14 protein-coding genes are annotated in these 17,604 nt (G+C 75.0%); 5 read left to right on the forward strand and 9 right to left on the reverse strand.

Going from position 1 to position 17,604, the window contains the following annotated elements:
• The first annotated feature begins 4 nt into the window (after positions 1–4).
• A complete protein-coding gene (locus tag ACQPZO_RS16345) occupies positions 5–727 on the forward strand; it encodes a 4'-phosphopantetheinyl transferase family protein (protein ID WP_433341923.1) in 723 nt (240 codons plus the stop codon).
• Positions 728–777: 50 nt separating this feature from the next.
• On the opposite strand, the gene ACQPZO_RS16350 is transcribed toward ACQPZO_RS16345, so the two are convergent.
• Positions 778–2,118 (reverse strand): class I adenylate-forming enzyme family protein, encoded by a 1,341-nt coding sequence (locus ACQPZO_RS16350; protein WP_433341925.1) that lies wholly within the window; start codon positions 2,116–2,118, stop codon positions 778–780.
• Positions 2,119–2,480: 362 nt separating this feature from the next.
• Between ACQPZO_RS16350 and ACQPZO_RS16355 the strand changes: the two genes are divergently transcribed.
• On the forward strand, positions 2,481–6,068 hold the full coding sequence (locus ACQPZO_RS16355; RefSeq protein ID WP_433341926.1) for a trypsin-like peptidase domain-containing protein: 3,588 nt from the start codon (positions 2,481–2,483) through the stop codon (positions 6,066–6,068).
• Positions 6,069–6,119: 51 nt separating this feature from the next.
• On the opposite strand, the gene ACQPZO_RS16360 is transcribed toward ACQPZO_RS16355, so the two are convergent.
• Genes ACQPZO_RS16360 through ACQPZO_RS16395 form a run of 8 tightly spaced genes read right to left on the reverse strand, consistent with a single transcriptional unit; the run spans position 6,120 to position 13,997 of the window.
• Positions 6,120–6,440: an antibiotic biosynthesis monooxygenase family protein gene (locus ACQPZO_RS16360; protein ID WP_405108282.1), complete on the reverse strand. Its 321-nt coding sequence runs from the start codon at positions 6,438–6,440 to the stop codon at positions 6,120–6,122.
• Positions 6,437–7,726: a beta-ketoacyl synthase N-terminal-like domain-containing protein gene (locus ACQPZO_RS16365; RefSeq protein ID WP_433341928.1), complete on the reverse strand. Its 1,290-nt coding sequence runs from the start codon at positions 7,724–7,726 to the stop codon at positions 6,437–6,439. The genes ACQPZO_RS16360 and ACQPZO_RS16365 overlap by 4 nt, the downstream gene beginning before the upstream one ends.
• Positions 7,723–8,997 (reverse strand): beta-ketoacyl-[acyl-carrier-protein] synthase family protein, encoded by a 1,275-nt coding sequence (locus ACQPZO_RS16370; RefSeq protein WP_350888907.1) that lies wholly within the window; start codon positions 8,995–8,997, stop codon positions 7,723–7,725. Before ACQPZO_RS16370 ends, ACQPZO_RS16365 begins: the two co-directional genes overlap by 4 nt.
• A complete protein-coding gene (locus ACQPZO_RS16375) occupies positions 8,994–9,428 on the reverse strand; it encodes a cupin domain-containing protein (protein ID WP_433341929.1) in 435 nt (144 codons plus the stop codon). Before ACQPZO_RS16375 ends, ACQPZO_RS16370 begins: the two co-directional genes overlap by 4 nt.
• Positions 9,421–10,149: an SRPBCC family protein gene (locus ACQPZO_RS16380; RefSeq protein WP_433341931.1), complete on the reverse strand. Its 729-nt coding sequence runs from the start codon at positions 10,147–10,149 to the stop codon at positions 9,421–9,423. Before ACQPZO_RS16380 ends, ACQPZO_RS16375 begins: the two co-directional genes overlap by 8 nt.
• On the reverse strand, positions 10,149–11,606 hold the full coding sequence (locus tag ACQPZO_RS16385) for an acetyl-CoA carboxylase biotin carboxylase subunit (RefSeq protein ID WP_433341932.1): 1,458 nt from the start codon (positions 11,604–11,606) through the stop codon (positions 10,149–10,151). The genes ACQPZO_RS16380 and ACQPZO_RS16385 overlap by 1 nt, the downstream gene beginning before the upstream one ends.
• Positions 11,607–11,619: 13 nt before the next feature.
• A complete protein-coding gene (gene accB / locus ACQPZO_RS16390; protein ID WP_433351034.1) occupies positions 11,620–12,057 on the reverse strand; it encodes an acetyl-CoA carboxylase biotin carboxyl carrier protein in 438 nt (145 codons plus the stop codon).
• A gap of 11 nt (positions 12,058–12,068) precedes the next feature.
• Complete coding sequence (locus tag ACQPZO_RS16395) at positions 12,069–13,997, reverse strand: acetyl-CoA carboxylase carboxyltransferase subunit alpha (protein WP_433341934.1); 1,929 nt, start codon at positions 13,995–13,997, stop codon at positions 12,069–12,071.
• Positions 13,998–14,636: 639 nt separating this feature from the next.
• Between ACQPZO_RS16395 and ACQPZO_RS16400 the strand changes: the two genes are divergently transcribed.
• The 3 genes from ACQPZO_RS16400 to ACQPZO_RS16410 all read left to right on the forward strand — a co-directional run bounded on the left by ACQPZO_RS16400 (position 14,637) and on the right by ACQPZO_RS16410 (position 17,338).
• Entirely contained in the window at positions 14,637–15,440 is an 804-nt protein-coding gene (locus tag ACQPZO_RS16400; protein WP_433341936.1) for an AfsR/SARP family transcriptional regulator, read from the forward strand.
• A 182-nt stretch (positions 15,441–15,622) separates the two neighbouring features.
• Entirely contained in the window at positions 15,623–15,973 is a 351-nt protein-coding gene (locus tag ACQPZO_RS16405; RefSeq protein ID WP_396672745.1) for a TcmI family type II polyketide cyclase, read from the forward strand.
• Positions 15,974–15,988: 15 nt separating this feature from the next.
• Entirely contained in the window at positions 15,989–17,338 is a 1,350-nt protein-coding gene (locus ACQPZO_RS16410; protein ID WP_433341938.1) for an FAD-dependent oxidoreductase, read from the forward strand.
• Positions 17,339–17,604: the final 266 nt, after the last annotated feature.

Raw genomic sequence — 17,604 nt, forward strand, 5'->3', positions numbered from 1 at the left:
TTCCGTGAGCCAGTCAGCGGTGCCCGGTCGGGACACCGTGTACGTGTGGTTCGGCCGTACCGCCGGCGATCGGCCGGAGGCGGCCCGGCGGCTGTTGCGGCACGCGGGTGGCATGCTGCTCGGCCGGGTGGAGACGGAGATCCGGGTGGGGCGCGACGCCGCGGGGCGGCCGTTCGTCCGCGCCGGTGACGCGGCCGAGCTGCCGGTCAGCGTGAGTCACGCCGGCGACGCCGTGGTGGTCGCGGCCCGCCGCGCCGGCCCGGTCGGGGTCGACGTGGAGACGCGCCGGGAGCTGCCGGCGGTGGCGCTGGCCCGCCGCTGGTTCGCCCCGGGGGAGGCCGCGTGGCTGGCCGACCGGCCCGCCGAGCGACGTGCCGAGGCGTTCCTGCTGCTCTGGACGGCCAAGGAGGCCGTCGGCAAGGCGCTCGGCCGGGGGTTGCGTGACGGCGGCCTGGGGCGGCTGATGCCCCGGCCCGACGGGCCGGGCGGCCTGCTGCGGCCGGTCCCCGGGCCGGGCGGCCTGCGGGTCGGCCATCCCCGGCTGGCCGGCGACGCCGCCGGTGACCGAGTCGCCACCGCGGCCCCGACCGGCGGCCCGACGCTGTCGGACGCCGCCGCGGGGCCCAGCGGCCTGGCGCTGTTCGACACCGTGGCGGGGCCGGGCGGCCTGGTGCTGGCGGTGGCGGTCGGCGGGCCGGTCGACGGGGTCGAGATCGTCACCGACTGAGCAGTCAGTCAGGGTCGAGGGCGCGACGGAGGACCGCCGGAGCAGGCTGGTCACGGCGTGGCCGCCCGCAGCGCCTGGGTCGAACGGACCAGCTTGCCGGTGGTGGTCCGGGGCAGCCGGTCGAGCAGGTGCAGCGTCCGGGGCCGCTTGTAGCCGGCGAGCCGCTCGGCGAGCAGCTTCTCCAGCGCCTCCTCCGACAGCGGCCCGTCCGGCTGCACGTACGCGGTGATGCCGTCGTCGTAGACCACCACGGCGGCGCCGACACCGGGCAGCCCGGCGAGGGTCGCCTCGACCTCGGTGAGGTCGACCTTCATCCCGCCCACGGACACCTGGGAGTCGAGCCGGCCGCGCACGGTCACCAGACCGGTGTCGGGATCGACGGTGCCGGCGTCGCGGGTGTGCAGCCAGCCGTCGGACCAGCGGTCCGGGTCGGAGAGCCCGACGTAGGGCGACTCCGGGCAGCTCACCCAGAGCTCGCCGGTGGCGGACTCGCGCACCTCGATGCCGGGGGCAGGGGCGATCGTCGGGCGGTGCCAGCCGTGCAGGTCGGTGCCGATCACCCCGACCTCGGTCATCCCGTACATGTTGCCCAGCGGCACCCCGAACCGGTCGGTGAACGCGGCGACGACGGCCGCCGGGACCAGCTCGCCGCCGGTCGTCATCCGCTTGAGCTGCGGCAGCGGGCCGGTCGCCCGGGTGGAGGCCAGCAGCCCGATGTGGAAGGGCACGCCGAGCACGGTGGCGGGGCTGTCGTCGGCGGCGACGGCGGCGAGAACCGCGTCGCCGCTGAGCCGGTCCGGCGTGACCAGCGTGATCCGGGCGTGCAGGCCGTAGAGCAGGCCGCCCACGAGGCCCAGCACGTGCACCATGGACGGCAGCAGGATGATCCGCTCCCCGGGCAGCGCGACCCCGTCGATCCGGGTGTAGCGGCGCACCTCGGCGACGAGCGAGGCGGCGCTGCGACCGATCACCTTGGACGGTCCCGTGGATCCGGAGCTGAGCTGGATCACCGCGTGCGGGCTGCCGGCCGGCCGGTCCGAGTGGGCGGTGACGCCCTCGGTCACGTCGACGAAGATCTTCAGCGCGCCGGGGCCGGTGCGCACCGGGGCCACCACGACCTGCGGGGTGAGCCGCTCCAGGGCGCGCTCCACCTCGTGGTCGGTGAGCCGGTGGTCCAGCAGGATGGCCTGCGCGCCGCTGCGCCAGGTGGCCAGCAGGTTCACCACGTACGCCAGCGACGGAGGCAGCCGCAGCGCGGCGGCCCCGCCGGGGCGCAGCCCGCCCTCGGCGAGCCGGACCTGGGCCTCGCCGACCAGCCGGCGCAGGGTGCCCCGGTCCACCGGGTCGGGCAGCCGGAAACAAACGTCGGTCGACGAACCGGCCAACAACACTTCGTCAACCCAGGCAGCGTCGTCTACTGTGGATTCTTCTGCCGAACGATCCTTGCTCACTGTGGTCTACCGCCAAGCATCGAAAAGGGCGCAACCGCCCAATATGGTGCGTCTTTCGGGGTGCTGACGGAACACTACGACAAGCGCCGAGACCATTACTAGATGCGAATGGCTAGATCAAAAAGGTCGGCCGGCCCCATTGCCGGTCGGCCGGTTCGGCGGGCAGGATCGGCCGCGACGCGGTGGCCGGCGGTAGCCTGCCCGCGTACACCCGGCGTCCGGCGGGGGCGTGAGCCTGCCCACCGGAAGGCGGGCTTACCGGGGCGGCAGCCTGCCGATCGACCGACTGGAACGGGTTGACCGTGGACGGAACGCGCCGCATCCCGATCGAGGCCGCTCTGGTCCGCCTCTGGAAGGGCGACACCCCGGTCGGCGCGGGCTTCCTCGCCGGGCCGAGTCACCTGCTCACCGCCGCCCATGTGGTGGCCACCGCACTCGGCTGCCCGGCTGACGGCGACCCGCCCGTCGACGCGGTCGAGGTGGACTTCCCGCTGCTCGCCCCGGGCCGCCGGCTGACCGCCGAGGTCGTCGCCTGGCAGCCGGTCGCCCCCGAACACACCGGCGACGTCGCCGGGCTCCGACTGCTCTCCCCGCCCCCACCCGGGGCGAGGCCGCTCACCTTCGCCCGGCACCGCAGCCTCTCCGACGCCCAACTGGTCATGGTGGGCTTCCCGGCCGCCCTGAGAATGGGTGGCTGGGTGTACGGCCGCACCGGCGGCGCGGTCGCCACCGGCTGGGTGGAGATCCTCAGCGACGACCGTCGACCGTCCACACTGGAAAAGGGCTTCTCCGGGTCACCCGTGTGGGACACCGAGGTCGACGCCGTGATCGGCATGGTGGTGCAGAAGGCCAGCGGCACCCCGCCCCGGATCGGCTACCTGCTCCCCACCGACCGGCTCCTGCCGGCCTGGCCGGAGCTGGCCCGGGTCGCCGAGGGCGAAGCCCCGTTCCGGGGGCTGCGGGCGTTCGGCGAGCAGGACGAGGCGCTCTTCTTCGGTCGTACCGAGCAGGCGGAGCAGCTTGCCCGGCAGGCGCTGTCCGTGCCGGTGCTCTGCCTGGTCGGGCCGTCGGGGGTCGGCAAGACCTCGCTGTTGCACGCCGGGGTGCTCGCCCGGCTGCGCCGCACGCCGCGCCTCGCCGTCGCCGTCCTGCGCCCCTCGGACGCGGCCACCGGGCTGCACGCCCTCGCCCTGGCACTGGACCGGCTGACCGACCCGGACCCGGTGGACCGGGCGGACGGGACGGCCACCGCCGCCCGGAACCCGGTCGACCGGGTGGACCGGGTGGCCGCCCTGGCCGCCCGGCTGGCCGACGGGGGCGGGGCCGACGTGCTGGCGGTCGTGCTCGCCGCCACCGACGCCGACCGGCTGGTCCTCGTGGTGGACCAGTTCGAGGAGGTGCTCGCCCAACCGGAGGCGGCCCGCCGTGGCCTGACCGACGCGCTGGGCGTGGCGCTGCGCCCGGGGGCGCGGGTGTCGGTCCTGCTCGCCCTGCGCGACACCTTCCTCGGGGCATGCCTGCGCGAGCCGGCGATGACGGAGCTGACCGCCCGCTGGCTGCCGGCCACCGTCGCCGAACTCACCCCGTCCCAGTTGCGCGAGGTGGTCACCGGGCCGCTGTCCCGGACCGGCACGGTGACGGCGCAGGCCGGGCTGGTCGACCGGATCGTCGACGACGTGCGGGACGCGCCGAACGCGCTGCCCCTGGTCCAGTTCACCCTGACCGAGCTGTGGCAGCGCCGGCACGCCGGGCTGCTCACCCACCGGGCGTACGACGATCTGGGCGGGGTGCGGGGCGCGCTGGCCGGCTACGCCGAGCGGGTGTGGGGCAACCTCGACCCGGCGGCCCGGAACGCGGCGGAGCGACTGCTGGCCCAGCTCACCCGGCCGCTGCCCGAGTCCGGGCTGTCGGTACGCCGTACCGCCGCCCTGGCCGACCTGGACGACGCGCAGCTCGCGGTCGCCCAGCGGTTGGCCACCACCCGGCTGCTGGCGCTGCGGACGGCCGGCGCGACGCCCGGCGTGGAGCTGGCCCACGAGTCGCTGGTGACCGGGTGGGAGCGGCTGCGCGCGCTCACCGACCGGCACCGCGAGTTCCGCACCTGGCAGGAGATGCTGCGGCTGCGGATGGCCGGCACGCCGGCCGGTGACGCGGCGGGGCGGCGCCGGCTCAGCGGCGCGGACCTGTACGACGCCCGGCGCTGGGCCGGCACGCACGGCGACCAGCTCGCCCCCGCCGAGCGCGCCTTCGTCGCCGACAGCCTGCGGCGGCGCAACCGGCGGGTCCTCGCGGCCCTCCTCGCCCTGGTGGTCGTCGTGGGCGCGGTGGGAGGCGCGTGGCGTACCACCGCCGAACAGCGCGCCGAGATCGCCGCCGCCGACCTCGTCACGAAGGCCGGCGCTCGGGCGGGGGTGGACAGCTACGGGGCGAATCAGCTCGCGCTGCGGGCCTGGCGCACCGACCCCGACGTATCGTTCAAACTCAGCACCCCCGACTGGTACGAGGGGGTGGACGCGCTGCTGCCGCACTACGCGGGCACGCGGAGCACCGGGGCACAGCCCACCCCCAGCGACGCCTCCGGCGAGCCGCCCACCGGCGGATGGTTCGGCAGCGACCTGTCGCAGCAGCTCAGCGCCGACGGTACCCACCTGGTCACGCAGGACGCGGCGCTCCGCCCCGCGCTGTGGCACCTGACCGACGCGGTCAGCCGGGACGCCACCCTGACCTCGCTGGCCCGATCGAGCGTCGGTATCGGCCGGCCGGTCGTCAGCCGCTCCGGCGATCGGGTGGCGTTCGTCCAGTCGGTCATGCCGGTCCTGCGGACGGGGGCGCCGGTGGACGACAAGGGGCTGCCGAAGCTCGACCCCGACGACTACCCCACCTGCCGGCCCGCCTCGCTGTTCGAAACGATGAGCTGCCTCGTGGTCTACGACACCGGGGCGCGGCGGGTGAGCCACGCGGTGCCGCTGGACGGGATCACGGCCGGCCTGCGGGTCCGGGCCATGAGCATCGACCCCACCGGGGAGGTGCTCGCCCTCGTGACGCCGGCCAGCAGGAAGCTCGGCGACCCGGGCGCGGACCTGAACACCGTCGTCCTGTACGACCTGCGCACCGGGGCGGAACGCGGCCGGGTCACCCTGGCCTGGCGCAGCACGGTCGCCAAGCTCTGGCTGGGCCCCGGCGGGCGCACCGCGCTGCTGGTCGAGATGCCCTCGGGCGACGGCGGCACGCCCGGTCCGCCGATCACCCTGTCCGCCGCGGACCTGACCGGGGCGACCGCCCGGCGGGTCCTGGTCGACGGGATCAGCGACGTGGCGATGAGCGCGGACTGGAGCACGGTCGCCGCCACCACACGGGACCGGACCGGCGACAACGCCCGGGTGAGCGTCCTGGACACCACCTCGCTGCGCCCGAAGGCCCCCGTGATCGACCTGCGGCCGGAGGAACGCACCGGGGCCGTCGCCCTGGACGCGACCGGGTCGACCCTGGTGCTGTCCTGGCGGCGCGACCTGATCAGCGCCACCGCCAGCGACATCCGGGACCTGTCCACCAGCTCCACCCCCGAGGTGAGCGTGTGGTCGCTGCCCGACGGGGCGCGCTCCGGCGAGCGCCGCACCCACTCCGGCGAGTGGGAGGCGGTGCTGCCGCTGGGCCGGGGCCTGGACGGGCCGGTGGCGGTGCTGGACAACAGCACGATCGGCGTCGCCCTCCCGGCGGCCGGGAAGCCGCCGCCGCTGCGCCGACTGGCGAAGACCGCCGACACCCGCCGCCACTCCGTCGACGACGTGATGGAGCGGCTCTGCGGGCTGCTGGCCGACCCGAACACCGACGACGCCGTACGCGAACTCGTGCCGGACGACGCCCACCAGGGAAAGCTGTGCCCGGGCTGAGGCGGGGCCGGTCCCGGCCACGCCCTGCGGCCCGTCCCGCGCGGGCTCCGATCACGCCAGGGCGGGCGTCTGCGCGTAGACCAGGAAGCGCAGCGACAACTCCTCCTCGCTGAAGCACTCACGCAGCGGCAGCACCAGGTCCCGGTGCTGCGCGCTGCGCTCCCACGCCTCGAACGCGGCCAGGTTGACCCACTCGCTGGTGATCAGCCACTGCTCCGGGTCGGCGGCCGAGCGGCACACCTGGTCCACCAGGTGCCCCGGCGTCCCCTCGGCGACCAGGTGCCGGATCGACTGGTACGCGCGGAGGAAGTCCCCCGTACGCTCGTCCGGCACCCGCACCAGGAACACCACCCGGGCCCGCTGTTCGATCATCCGTCCACTCCTCTCGTCACGCCGGGCTCGGCCGCCCGGCGGGGTTGTGGCGCCGGGCGGCCCGCCGCGCCGCGCAGCACCAGCGCGCTGTTGAAACCGTCGAACCCGCGCGCGCCCACGAGCGCCACCCGGGAGGCGGGCAGGCGCGGCTCGCGCAGGAAGTCCAGGTCGCAGCCGTCGGCCGGGCGGTCCGGGCCGGCGGAGGCGGGCAGCGTGTCGTGCGCGAAGGCGAGCAGGGCAGTGGCCACGTCCAGCGCCGACCCGCCCTGGTGGGCCCGGCCGGTCAGCGGCTTCTGGGTGGTCACCGGGACTCCACGGGCCCCGAACACCGCGCGCAGCGCGTCGGCCTCGGCCCGGTCGTGGCGGGGGGTGCCCAGCGCGTCGGGCAGCACCACGTCCACCTCGTCCGGGGCGACCCCCGCCCGGTCCAGGGCCAGCCGCATCGCCCGGGCGTACTGGGCGGGATCGCCCGCCGAGTCGGGGGTGGTGTGCGCGGCGTCGTGGGTGGACGCCCACCCGGTGACCTCCCCGTAGACCCGGGCACCCCGGGCCAGGGCGTGCCCCAGTTCCTCCACCACGAACACCGCGCCGCCCTCCGCCGGGACGTACCCGGCGGCGTCGGCGTCGAAGGGCCGGTACGCCCGCTGCGGGTCGTCCTCCGTGCTGAGCAGCCCGGAGGCAAGCTGACAGGCCAGCGCGTACGGGCTCAGCGGGCACTCGGTGGCCCCGGCGATCACCACCGGGGTGCCCCGGCGCACGGTACGCACCGCGTGCGCGAGGCTGTCCAGCCCGCCGGCGGACTCGCTGACCAGCACCCCGCACGGGCCCTTGAACTGGTGGTGGATGGAGAGCTGCCCGACGCTGGCCGCGTAGAACCAGGCGATCGACTGGTACGCCCCGACGGTGCGCGACGGGCCGCCCCAGAGCCGTTGCAGCTCCCGCTGGCCGAACAGGTTCCCGCCCGAGGAACTGGCCAGGGTGACCGCGTACCCGTACGGGTCGGGGGCCCGCTCGGGCAGCCCCGCGTCGGCCAGCGCCAGCCGGGTGGCCGCGAACCCCAGGTGGGTCCACCGATCGGTCTGCACCAGCCGCCGGTTGTCCGCCCAGGTCAGCGCCTCGAAGCCGGGCACCTCACCGGCGAGCCGGGTGGGGTAGGACGCCGGGTCGAACAGGGTGATCGGCCCGGTGCGCCGGGTCCGCGTGGACACCGTGGCCCAGTGCGCGTCGGCTCCGACGCCACTCGGGGCGACCACCCCGATGCCGGTGACCACCGCCCGGGCGGTCACCCGGCCACCGCCGGGGACAGCCGGCGGAACAGCATCGCCGACTGGAAGCCACCGAATCCGCTGCCCACCGACAGCGCCACGTCCACCGGCAGCTCCCGCGCCACGTTCGGCACGTAGTCCAGGTCGCACTCCGGGTCGCGGGTGGCCCAGTTGGCCGTCGGCGGCACCACCCCGTACTCGACGGCCAGGGCGCAGGCGGCCATCTCGATGGAGCCGATCGCGCCGAGCGAGTGCCCCACCATGGACTTGATGGAGCTGATCGGCACCCGGTGGGCGGCCTCGCCGAGGGCCCGCTTGAACGCCGCCGTCTCGTGCCGGTCGTTCTGCCGGGTGCCGGAGCCGTGCGCGCTGATGTAGGAGACCTGCTCGGGGATGAGCCGGGCCTGCTTCAGGGTGGCCGAGATGGCCAGCCCCATCTCCAGCCCGTCGGGGCGCAGCCCGGTCATGTGGTAGCCGTTGCTGCGGCTGGCGTACCCGGCCAGCTCGCAGTAGACGTGCGCGCCCCGGCGGCGGGCGTGCCCATACTCCTCCAGCACCAGCACGGCCGCGCCCTCGGCGAGGACGAAGCCGTGCCGGTCGGCGTCGAACGGCCGCGAGGCGTGCGCCGGGTCGTCGTTGTCGGGGCTGGTCGCCTTGATCGCGTCGAAGGAGGCGACGGTGACCGGGGAGATGGGCGAGTCGGCCGCCCCGGCCAGCACGATGTCGGCCTCGCCGTCGGCGATGAGCTGGTGGGCGTACCCGATGGCGTCGATGCCGGAGGTGCAGCCGGTGGAGATCACCTGCGCCGGGCCGTGCAGCCCGTGCCGGCAGGCCACGTCGGCGGCCAGGCTGCTGGGGATCAGGGCCTGGTACAGGTACGGCCCGCCGCGGGCGTGGTCGACGAGCCAGCGGCTGCCGGAGTCGCTGACGGCGACGTACTCCTGTTCCAGGGCCATGGTGCCGCCGACGGCGGTGCCGAGCACCACCCCGGCGCGGTCCCGCTCGGCGTCGGTCAGCTCCAGCCCGCTGTCGGCGACCGCCTCGATCGAGCACGCGAGGGCGAACTGCACGTACCGGTCGGCGCGTCGCCGCTCGGCCTCGGTGAGCCCGGCGGCGACGGGGTCGAAGTCGCACTCGGCGGCGATCCGGGAGCGGAACGGCGACGGGTCGAAGAAGCTGATCCGCCGCGTCGCCGTGCGCCCCTCGGTGATCGTCTTCCAGAATCGGTCCCGGGTCGCGCCGCCCGGGGCGACCACCCCGATGCCGGTCACCACCGTGCGGCGCGCGGTCACGACGCGCCCCGCTGTTCGGCCAGTTCGGTGTCGACGTGCCCGAGCTCCGGGCGGGGTGCGAGCGGACCCAGGTGGAACACCACCTCGGCCGGCTCGGTGCCGGTGTTGCGCAGCCGGTGCCGGACGTTGACCGGCACGAACAGGGACTCGCCGGTGGCCAGCGGCACGGGGCGGTCGTCCAGGTCGACGGTGATGGACCCGCGCGTCACGTACAGGAACTCCTCGCTGTAGGGGTGGTAGTGCTCGGCGATCCGCTCCCCCGGGGCCAGGGTCGCCACCCCCATGAACCCGGAGGTGCTGCCGACCGTCTTCGGGCCGAGCAGCACCCGCAGCTCGCCGCCGCGGCGCCGGTCGGCCGGCACGTCCCGGCCCGCGACGGGCCGGTGTGCCGGTGCGCCGGCCGCCGGCCGCTGGTCGGTGGTCTCACTCATCGTCGCCTCCGGTGGTGGTGGAGCGGTTCCCGGCCGCCCGCTCGATCCGTTCCTTGATCACCGCGAGCTGGACGCGGCTGTTGGCGTTGATCCGCGCGGTCATCCCCGCGTTGTCCAGCGGCGCCTGCGGGCGCATCGCGAAGTCCTGCACCCAGGTCATCCGGGTGCCGTCGGGTTCGGTGTCGTAGCGCCAGTGGATGCGCATGTACTCGAACGGGCCGGTCTCCACCCGGTGCGCCCGCACCTCGCGGTTCTCCCAGTCGGTGGTGCGCTCGCTGACCCAGCTCCACACCGTGCCGTTCTCGTCCGGGTGCATGGTCAGCCGGAACCGGACGGTGCGGCCGTCGCGTTCGAGGATGTCCGCCGCGGCGTACTCGGTGAACAGGTCCGGCCAGTTCGCCACGTCGTTGGTCAGCTTCCAGACCAGCGGCAGGGGCGCGGCGATGACGATGCCGTTCTCGGTGTGCCCGGGCGGATCGGTCCCCTGGGCGACCAGGTCGGCGACGGCGTCGATGCTCAGCTGCCCGGCCTCCTCCGGGATGCGCACCCGGTACCGGTCGGCGAGCACGGCGGACAGTTCGAGCAGGGCGAGCGAGTCCATGCCGAGTTCCTCCAGGGACGCGGCCGGTTCCCTGGCCGCGGCCTCGGCGTCCAGGCCGCAGTGCGCCACCAGGATCTCGGTGATCTCGGTGGTCAACGGTCGGCCGTGGGTGACGGTCATCAGTTCCTCCTCTGGTCGGGGCCGGACGGCACGGTGCCGTCGGCGGTCGGGGCGGCGGCACCGGCGGTCGGGGCGGCGGCACCAGCCGCGGCGTCGTCGGCCGGGTCGACGGCCCGCAGCAGCCGGTCGACCAGGCCGGTCGAGTAGCGCCCCTTGCGGAAGGCGGCGTCGTCGAGCACCCGCCGGACGAAGGGGATGGTGGTCCGCACACCCGGCCCGCCGATGTCGAACTCGCCGAGCGCCCGTTCCAGGCGGTCCAGCGCCAACTCCCGCTCCGGCGCCCACACGGCGACCTTGGCGAGCAGGGAGTCGTAGTGGGGGCCGACGACATAGCCGGGTCGCCCGTGGGTGTCCACCCGGGTGAACGGCCCCCCGGGCGGATGGAACCGGTCCAGCCGGCCGGGGGTGGGTGCGAACCCCCGGTCCGGGTCCTCCACGTTGACCCGGCACTCCACCGCGACGCCGTGCGGGCGGACGTCGGACTGTCGCATTCGCAGGGGCACCCCGGCGGCGATGTGCAGCTGCTCGTGCACCAGGTCGATCCCGGTGATCATCTCGGTGACCGGGTGCTCCACCTGGATCCGACAGTTGATCTCCAGGAAGTGGAACCGGTCGGCGTCGTCCACCAGGAACTCCACCGTGCCCGCGCCGGTGAAGCCGACCTCCAGCACCCCTCGGAGCGCAGCCCGCTCGATGCTGTCGACGACGGCCGCCGGCAGCGACGGGGCGGGTGCCTCCTCCACCAGCTTCTGGTGCCGCCGCTGCACCGAGCAGTCCCGGGTGCCCAGGTGCACACCGTTGCCGTTGCCGTCGCAGAGCACCTGCACCTCGACGTGCCGCGCGTCGGTCAGGTACCGCTCGACGTACACCCGGTCATCGCCGAAGGCGGCCTGGGCGGCAGCCCGGGTCCGCGCGTACGCCCGGGGCAGGTCGCCCGGGGTGTGCACCACGGTCATGCCCCGCCCGCCACCGCCGGCGGCGGCCTTCACGATCACCGGGTAGCCGACCTCGGCGGCGATCTCGGCGGCCCGCTGCGCCGTCGGTAGGGTCTCCACGCTGCCCGGGGGCAGCGGCAGCCCGGCCCGGCGCATCCACGCCCGCGCGGTGGCCTTGTCCGCCAACGCGGACATCACCGGCGGGGGCGGGCCGATGAACGTGAGCCCGTTGTCGGCGCAGATCTCGGCGAAGTCGGCGTCCTCGGAGAGGAACCCGTAGCCCGGGTGCACGGCCTGCGCCCCCGTGCGCCGGGCCGCCTCCACGATCGCCGCCGCGTTGAGGTAGCTGCGCCGGGCCTCCGCCGGCCCGATCCGGACCGCCTCGTCGGCCAGTCGCACCACCGCGGAGTCGGCGTCGGCGCTGGAGTAGACGGCCACCGTCCGCACGCCCAGCTCCCGGCACGCCCGCAGCACCCGCAACGCGATCTCGCCCCGATTGGCGATCAGCACCTTCTCGAACATGTCCCCACCCGACCTAGGCCGGTTCCAGCGCGACCAGCGGCTGGTCGTACTCGACCGGCGCCGCGTCGTCGGCGAGCACCGCCGACACCCGGCCGGCCCGGTCGGCCGTGACCTCGTTCATCAGCTTCATCGCCTCGACGATCCCGACCACCTGACCGGCCCGGACCAGGTCCCCGACCGCGACGAACGGCGCGGCGCCGGGTTCCGGCGCACGGTAGAACGTGCCGACGATCGGCGACCGCACGACGGCACGGTCGGTCTCCTCGCCCGCAGACGCGGGCTCGGCGAGCGGGGAGGGTGGGCCGGGCGTCTGCTCCGCCGTCCCGTGCCACTCCACCTCCAGGGCGGTCTGCCCGCTGCTCAGCCGCACCCGGCGCACCGGGCCGGCCAGCTCGGCGGCGAGGGCCCGGGCGTGCCGGCGCAGCCCCGCCAGCACGGCGTCGTCGGGCATCGTCTCGGCGCTCACCGGACGACCCCCACCGTCGCGCCCGCGCCGCCGGTCCGGGCCGCGCCGTACCGGCGGAACCGCTGCCGGCGGCGGCGTACCAGCGTCGCGGGCGGCACGTCGAGCAGCGGGGTCAGGTTCGCCAGCACCGCCCGGCGCAGCAGCTCCCCGGCGGCCTCCGGGTCCGCGTGGGCCGCCGGTTCCGGCTCCGCCACGACCTCGTCGGCGATGCCGAGCGCGCACAGGTCCGGCGCGGTCAGCCGCAGCGCCCGGGCGGCCAGCGGGGCCGCGGAGCTGTCCGGCCAGAGGATCGCGGCGCACCCCTCGGGGCTGATCACCGAGTAGACCGCGTGCTGGAGCATCAGCACCCGGTCGGCGACCGCGAGGGCCAGCGCCCCGCCGCTGCCGCCCTCACCGGTGACCACCGCGACCACCGGCACCGGCAGGCTGCTCAGGGTGAGGATGTTCTCGGCGATGGCCGCCGCCTGTCCCTGCTCCTCGGCGCGTACCCCGGGGTCGGCCCCGGGGGTGTCGACGAGGGTGACCACCGGCAGGCCCAGCCGGGCCGCGAGCCGCATCAGCCGCAGCGCCTTGCGGTGCCCGGCGGGGCTGGCCATCCCGAAGTTACGGGCGACGAGCTCGGCGGTGTTGTGCCCCTTCTGGTGGCCGATGACCAGCACGTGCCGGTCGCCGAGCCGGGCCAGGCCGCCGACCACGGCCGGGCAGTCGGCGCCGAGCCGGTCGCCGTGCAGCTCGACGAAGCCGTCGAACGCGAGGTCGAGGTAGTCCAGGGTGGTCGGTCGGCCCGGGTGACGGGCCGTCCGCACCGTGTCCCACGGGTCACGCGCCGCCGCCCGGTCCCCGTCGCCCCGGCCCGCCGCGCGGTCGTCCGGAGCGCCGCTCAGCCGACCGGGCGTCCCGTCTCCCCCGGGGCGGCCGTCCGGCGCGACGCCCGTGGCACGGCCCGGCGGGGCGGCGAGCCCGGCGCGGCCGTCCGGCGCGACGCCCGTGGCGCGGCCCGGCGGGGCGGCGAGCCCGGCGCGGCTGTGGCCGGCCGACCCGGCGGCCGGCTGGCGGGGCATCAGGTGCCCGGCCTCCGGCCGGCACACCAGCCGCCGGTCCGCCGCACGCCGGTCCGCACGGGCCGAGCGGGCCGCCGCGAGCAGCACCAGCAGCCGTGCCCGCAGGGACCGCCGCTGCACCACCATGTCGACCTGACCGTGCCGCAGCAGGAACTCGGCGGTCTGGAACCCCTCGGGCAGGTCGCGCCCGGTGACCTGGCGGATCACCCGAGGGCCGGCGAAGCCCATCCGCGCGCCGCTCTCGGCCAGCACCACGTCCGTGTTGGTGGCGAACGAGGCCGCCACACCCCCGTACGTCGGGTCGGTCAGCACGCTCACCGTCAGCAGCCCCGCCTCGCGCAGCGCCGCCACCGCCTGGCTCACCGTGGCCATCTGCATCAGCGACAGGGCACCCTCCTGCATCCGCGCCCCGCCCGAGGCGGTGACCAGCACCAGCGGGACGCCGTCGGCCAGCGCCCGCTCGGCGGTACGGGTGATCAACTCGCCGACCACGCAGCCGAGGCTGCCGCCGAGGAACCGGAAGTCCATCACCGCGAGCGCCACCGGGTGGCCCCCGATCGTGGCCGTGCCGCAGACCACCGCCTCGGGCAGGCCGGTGGCCGCCCGGGCCGCCACCAGCCGGTGCGGGTACGGCAACACGTCGACGAAGCCGATCGGGTCCACGTCGTCCGGACGGTCCGGCAGCGCGGCGAAGGACGACGGGTCCGCCAGCTGACGCAGCCGCTCCGGCGCGCCGAGCCGGACGTGCGAGCCGCACTCCGGGCAGACGTCCAGGTTGCGCCGCAGCCGCTTGCGGTAGAGCAGGGCCTCGCACCCGTCGCAACGCGACCAGAGCTGCTCGCCGTGCCCGATGGTGGCGGTCACGGCCGCCGCCCGGCTGTCGACTCCCAGCGGTGGCAGCAGCCCGCCCCCGGCCCTCGGCCCGGCTGCCCGGAATCCTCCGGGCGGACGCGGCGGTCGTACGGTCGGCACGGCGGCCGGTGACGGGACTCGGCCGGGCGCGGCAGCTCCGTCGCGCCGGGCCCGGCGGGAACCCCGGCGGCCGGGACCACCGGGGCGACAATCAGCGAACGATCCATGGACGTGCCTCCCTAGGGCGCGTGGCGGGACGTGGCCTGGCCCGTTCGTCACGCGGGACGACTGCCGCCACGGTGCGCGTGCCGCCGTCACAGCGGCGTCACCACCGACCCCCGAACGGACACGACCTGTGGTGACGATGCGTTGATGCAAGCTGTGAATAATCCATGCCGCACCTTTGAATCACCTGACGGTGCCGACAAAGTTTTCGCAGTTGGGAAGGTGTCAATCAGGTGACATGACCCGCGCCACCACGGACAGCATGTTGACTCACCGTAATCGCTGGGGTTAATCTCCGAGAGGGCCAGCCCGGTGGTCGCGGCGCTCGGTCCGGTGCCTTGTGGAGCCACCGGCGACAGTGGCGTCCCGGGCACGCCGCACCGGGACACGACAGTCCGGACGAGGTCCGGTGCAGGGGGTGCCGCCGTGACCGCTGATCCGCCCACGCCGACCACGTTGGACGGCCCCTCCCCACAGGTCTCACTGCACCTGCTCGGCGGCTTCCGCCTGCTGCACGACGGAACCCCCGTCGTCGTCCCCCGCGGGCTGCAACGGGTCCTCGCGCTGATCGGGCTGCGCCCCGGCGCCACCCGCAGCCACCTAGCCGGCCTGCTGTGGCCCGAGGCGCCCGAGGAGCGCGCCCTGTCCTCCCTGCGGACCGCGCTCTGGCGGCTGCGCCAGGACCCGTGCTGCCCGCTGGTCACCACCGGCGACACCGCGCGCCTGCACCCCCACGTCCGGCTCGACGTCGACGAGCTGACCACCACCGCCGCCCGGGTACGCGACGGCGACGACCCGGGCACCACCAGCGCCGCCGGCCGACACGACCTGCTGCCCGGCTGGTACGACGACTGGGTGCTGCTGGACCGGGAACGACTGCGCCAGCTGCGGCTGCACATGCTGGAACAGGTGGCCCGCAACCACATCGCGGCGGGCCGGCACGGCGAGGCCCTGGAGGCCGCGCTGGAGGCGATGGCGGCTGAACCGCTGCGCGAGACGCCGCACCGGCTGGTGGTCCGCATCCACCTCGCCGAGGGCAACGTGTTCGAGGCCGTGCACGCCTTCTACGCCTACCGCGACATGCTCCTGCGGGAGCTGCGCCTGGAACCGTCCCCGGCCATGTCCGCCCTGCTGCACGACACGCTGGCACCGATCCGGCGGGCCACCCGGCCGGCCGCGCCCGAGCCACGCCGCGAGCCGCTCCCCCGCACCGGCCCCCGCCCGCGCTGACCCGCGCCGGCGTTGGCCGACTCGTTCTCGTTCCCGGCTGACCCCGCCCCGCGCCCGCGGTCCCGTCACCATCGCCACACGGACAGTGACGGTGACGTGACAGGACGACCGGCAAGGTGGGCGGCAACGGTGCACGTGGTCACCCGACCTGATCCAGGAGCACCACCGGCGGGAGGGGTCCCATGAGTCGTCTACTAATCGTCAGCCGGATCATCCCCGGCGCGGAAGGCCGGGTGGCGCAGATCTTCGCCGAGGCCGACGCGACGGAACTACCGGGCCTCACCGGGGTCCGGCACCGCTCCCTGTACTGCCTGCACGACCTGTGCGTCCACCTGATGGAGACCGAGGACGTCGACCCCGACGTCCTCGCCGAGGCGCGCAGCCACCCGTTGTACCTCCAGGTCAACGAACGGCTCTCCGCGCACACCTCGCCATATCTGCCGACGTGGCGCTCACCGCGCGACGCGATGGCCGGCTGCTTCTACAGCTGGGACGCCACCTCGTCGGTCAGCACGACCGGCACGGTCGGCTGAGCCGGAGCCGGCCCCGTGTCAGCCAAGACACCACACGTACTGGTCATCGGGGCCGGCACCGGCGGCCTGTGCCTGGCCCACGGGCTACGCCGGGCCGGCCTCGACGTCTCGGTGCACGAACGCCACACCACCCGCGCCGACGGCCTGCTCGGCTACCGCGTCGGCATCAGCCCCACCGGCAGCAGGGCGCTACGCGAGTGCCTGCCGCCGGAACTGTTCGACACCTTCGTCGTCACCTGCGCCCGCGCCCCCCGCTACTTCAACGTCATCACCGAGCGGCTGCGCCAGACCGCGTCGTTCGAGCTGCGCCCGGACAACCACCCGGTCGACACCGAACGCTCCGTCGCACGGATGACCCTGCGCCAGGTGCTGCTCACCGGCCTGGAGGACGTCGTCCACTTCGGCCGGACCTTCACCCGGTACGAACAACGCGACGACGGCACCGTCACCGCCCACTTCGCCGACGGCAGCAGCGCCACCGGCGACCTGCTGGTCGCCGCGGACGGCACGCACTCCGCGGTCCGCCGCCAGTACCTGCCGCACGCCGCCAGCCGGGACGCCGGCACGATCAACATCGCCACCCGGATCCCGCTGACCGACCACACGCGCGAGCTGATCCCGGAGCGGCTCCAGCAGGGCATCTCCCTGATCTTCGGCGCCGGTGGGATGATGGGCGTGCTGCACGTGATGGAGTTCAAGTGGGACCGCCACGGCGAAATCAAGCCCGGGGTCGCCGACGCCGACGCCGCGCTGTTGCGCCGCTGGCCGGGCCTGCGCCACGACACCACCCGCGACAACATCAACCTCATCGTGTGGAGTACCGCCCGCCGGTTCCCCGCCGACATCATGCGGCGACGGGGCGGCGAACTGGTCGAGGTCGCCCAGGAACTCACCCGCGGCTGGCATCCGCAGCTACGCGAGTTGCTGGCCCGCTGCGACCCGGGCAGCGCCCTGCCGGTCAAGGTGTCCACCGCCGAGCCGGTGCAGCCGTGGAAGAGCAGCACCATCACCCTGATCGGCGACGCGATCCACAGCATGACCCCGGGCCGCGGGGTCGGCGCGAACACCGCCCTGCGCGACGCCGCCCTGCTCAACCGCCAGATCAGACTGGCGGCCTCCGGCGACAAGACCCTGGTGCAGGCCGTCGCCGACTACGAGGCAGCGATGATCCCGTACGGCTTCGCCCGGGTCGCCGACTCGTTGCGCAGCAGCGGCACCAGCGGCGACGACGCGCTGTACCGGCCGGTGATCGGCCGGCTCGCGCTGCTCGGGGCGCGCAGCTACTTCGGCGTCACCAGCCGGGTGCCCACGCTGCGCCGCAGGTTCGTCGACGACTTCTACACCTACCGCGGCGAGGCCGACTGACAGCCCAGCCCGCGCGGGCCCGGCACCGTCCTGCGGTGCCGGGCCCGCGCTGTCCGGGTCCGTTGGCGTGCCTTCGGTGGACGACGGGCGGCGACGCGGCGGAGCGCGGACACCCCGCCACGCCACGTTCAGTCACCCCGCCGACACCCAGGGTGCGAAGTACCCCACCAGCGCCGGAAGCCCACGGTCCTCCCTGCCGCCGACACGGCACGTGTGCGAAGCTGCGACGGATTTTTCTCGCGACTTTTCACCGACCACACTCAATA

The organism is Micromonospora sp. CA-111912, assembly GCF_050948415.1.
GTDB lineage: Bacteria > Actinomycetota > Actinomycetes > Mycobacteriales > Micromonosporaceae > Micromonospora.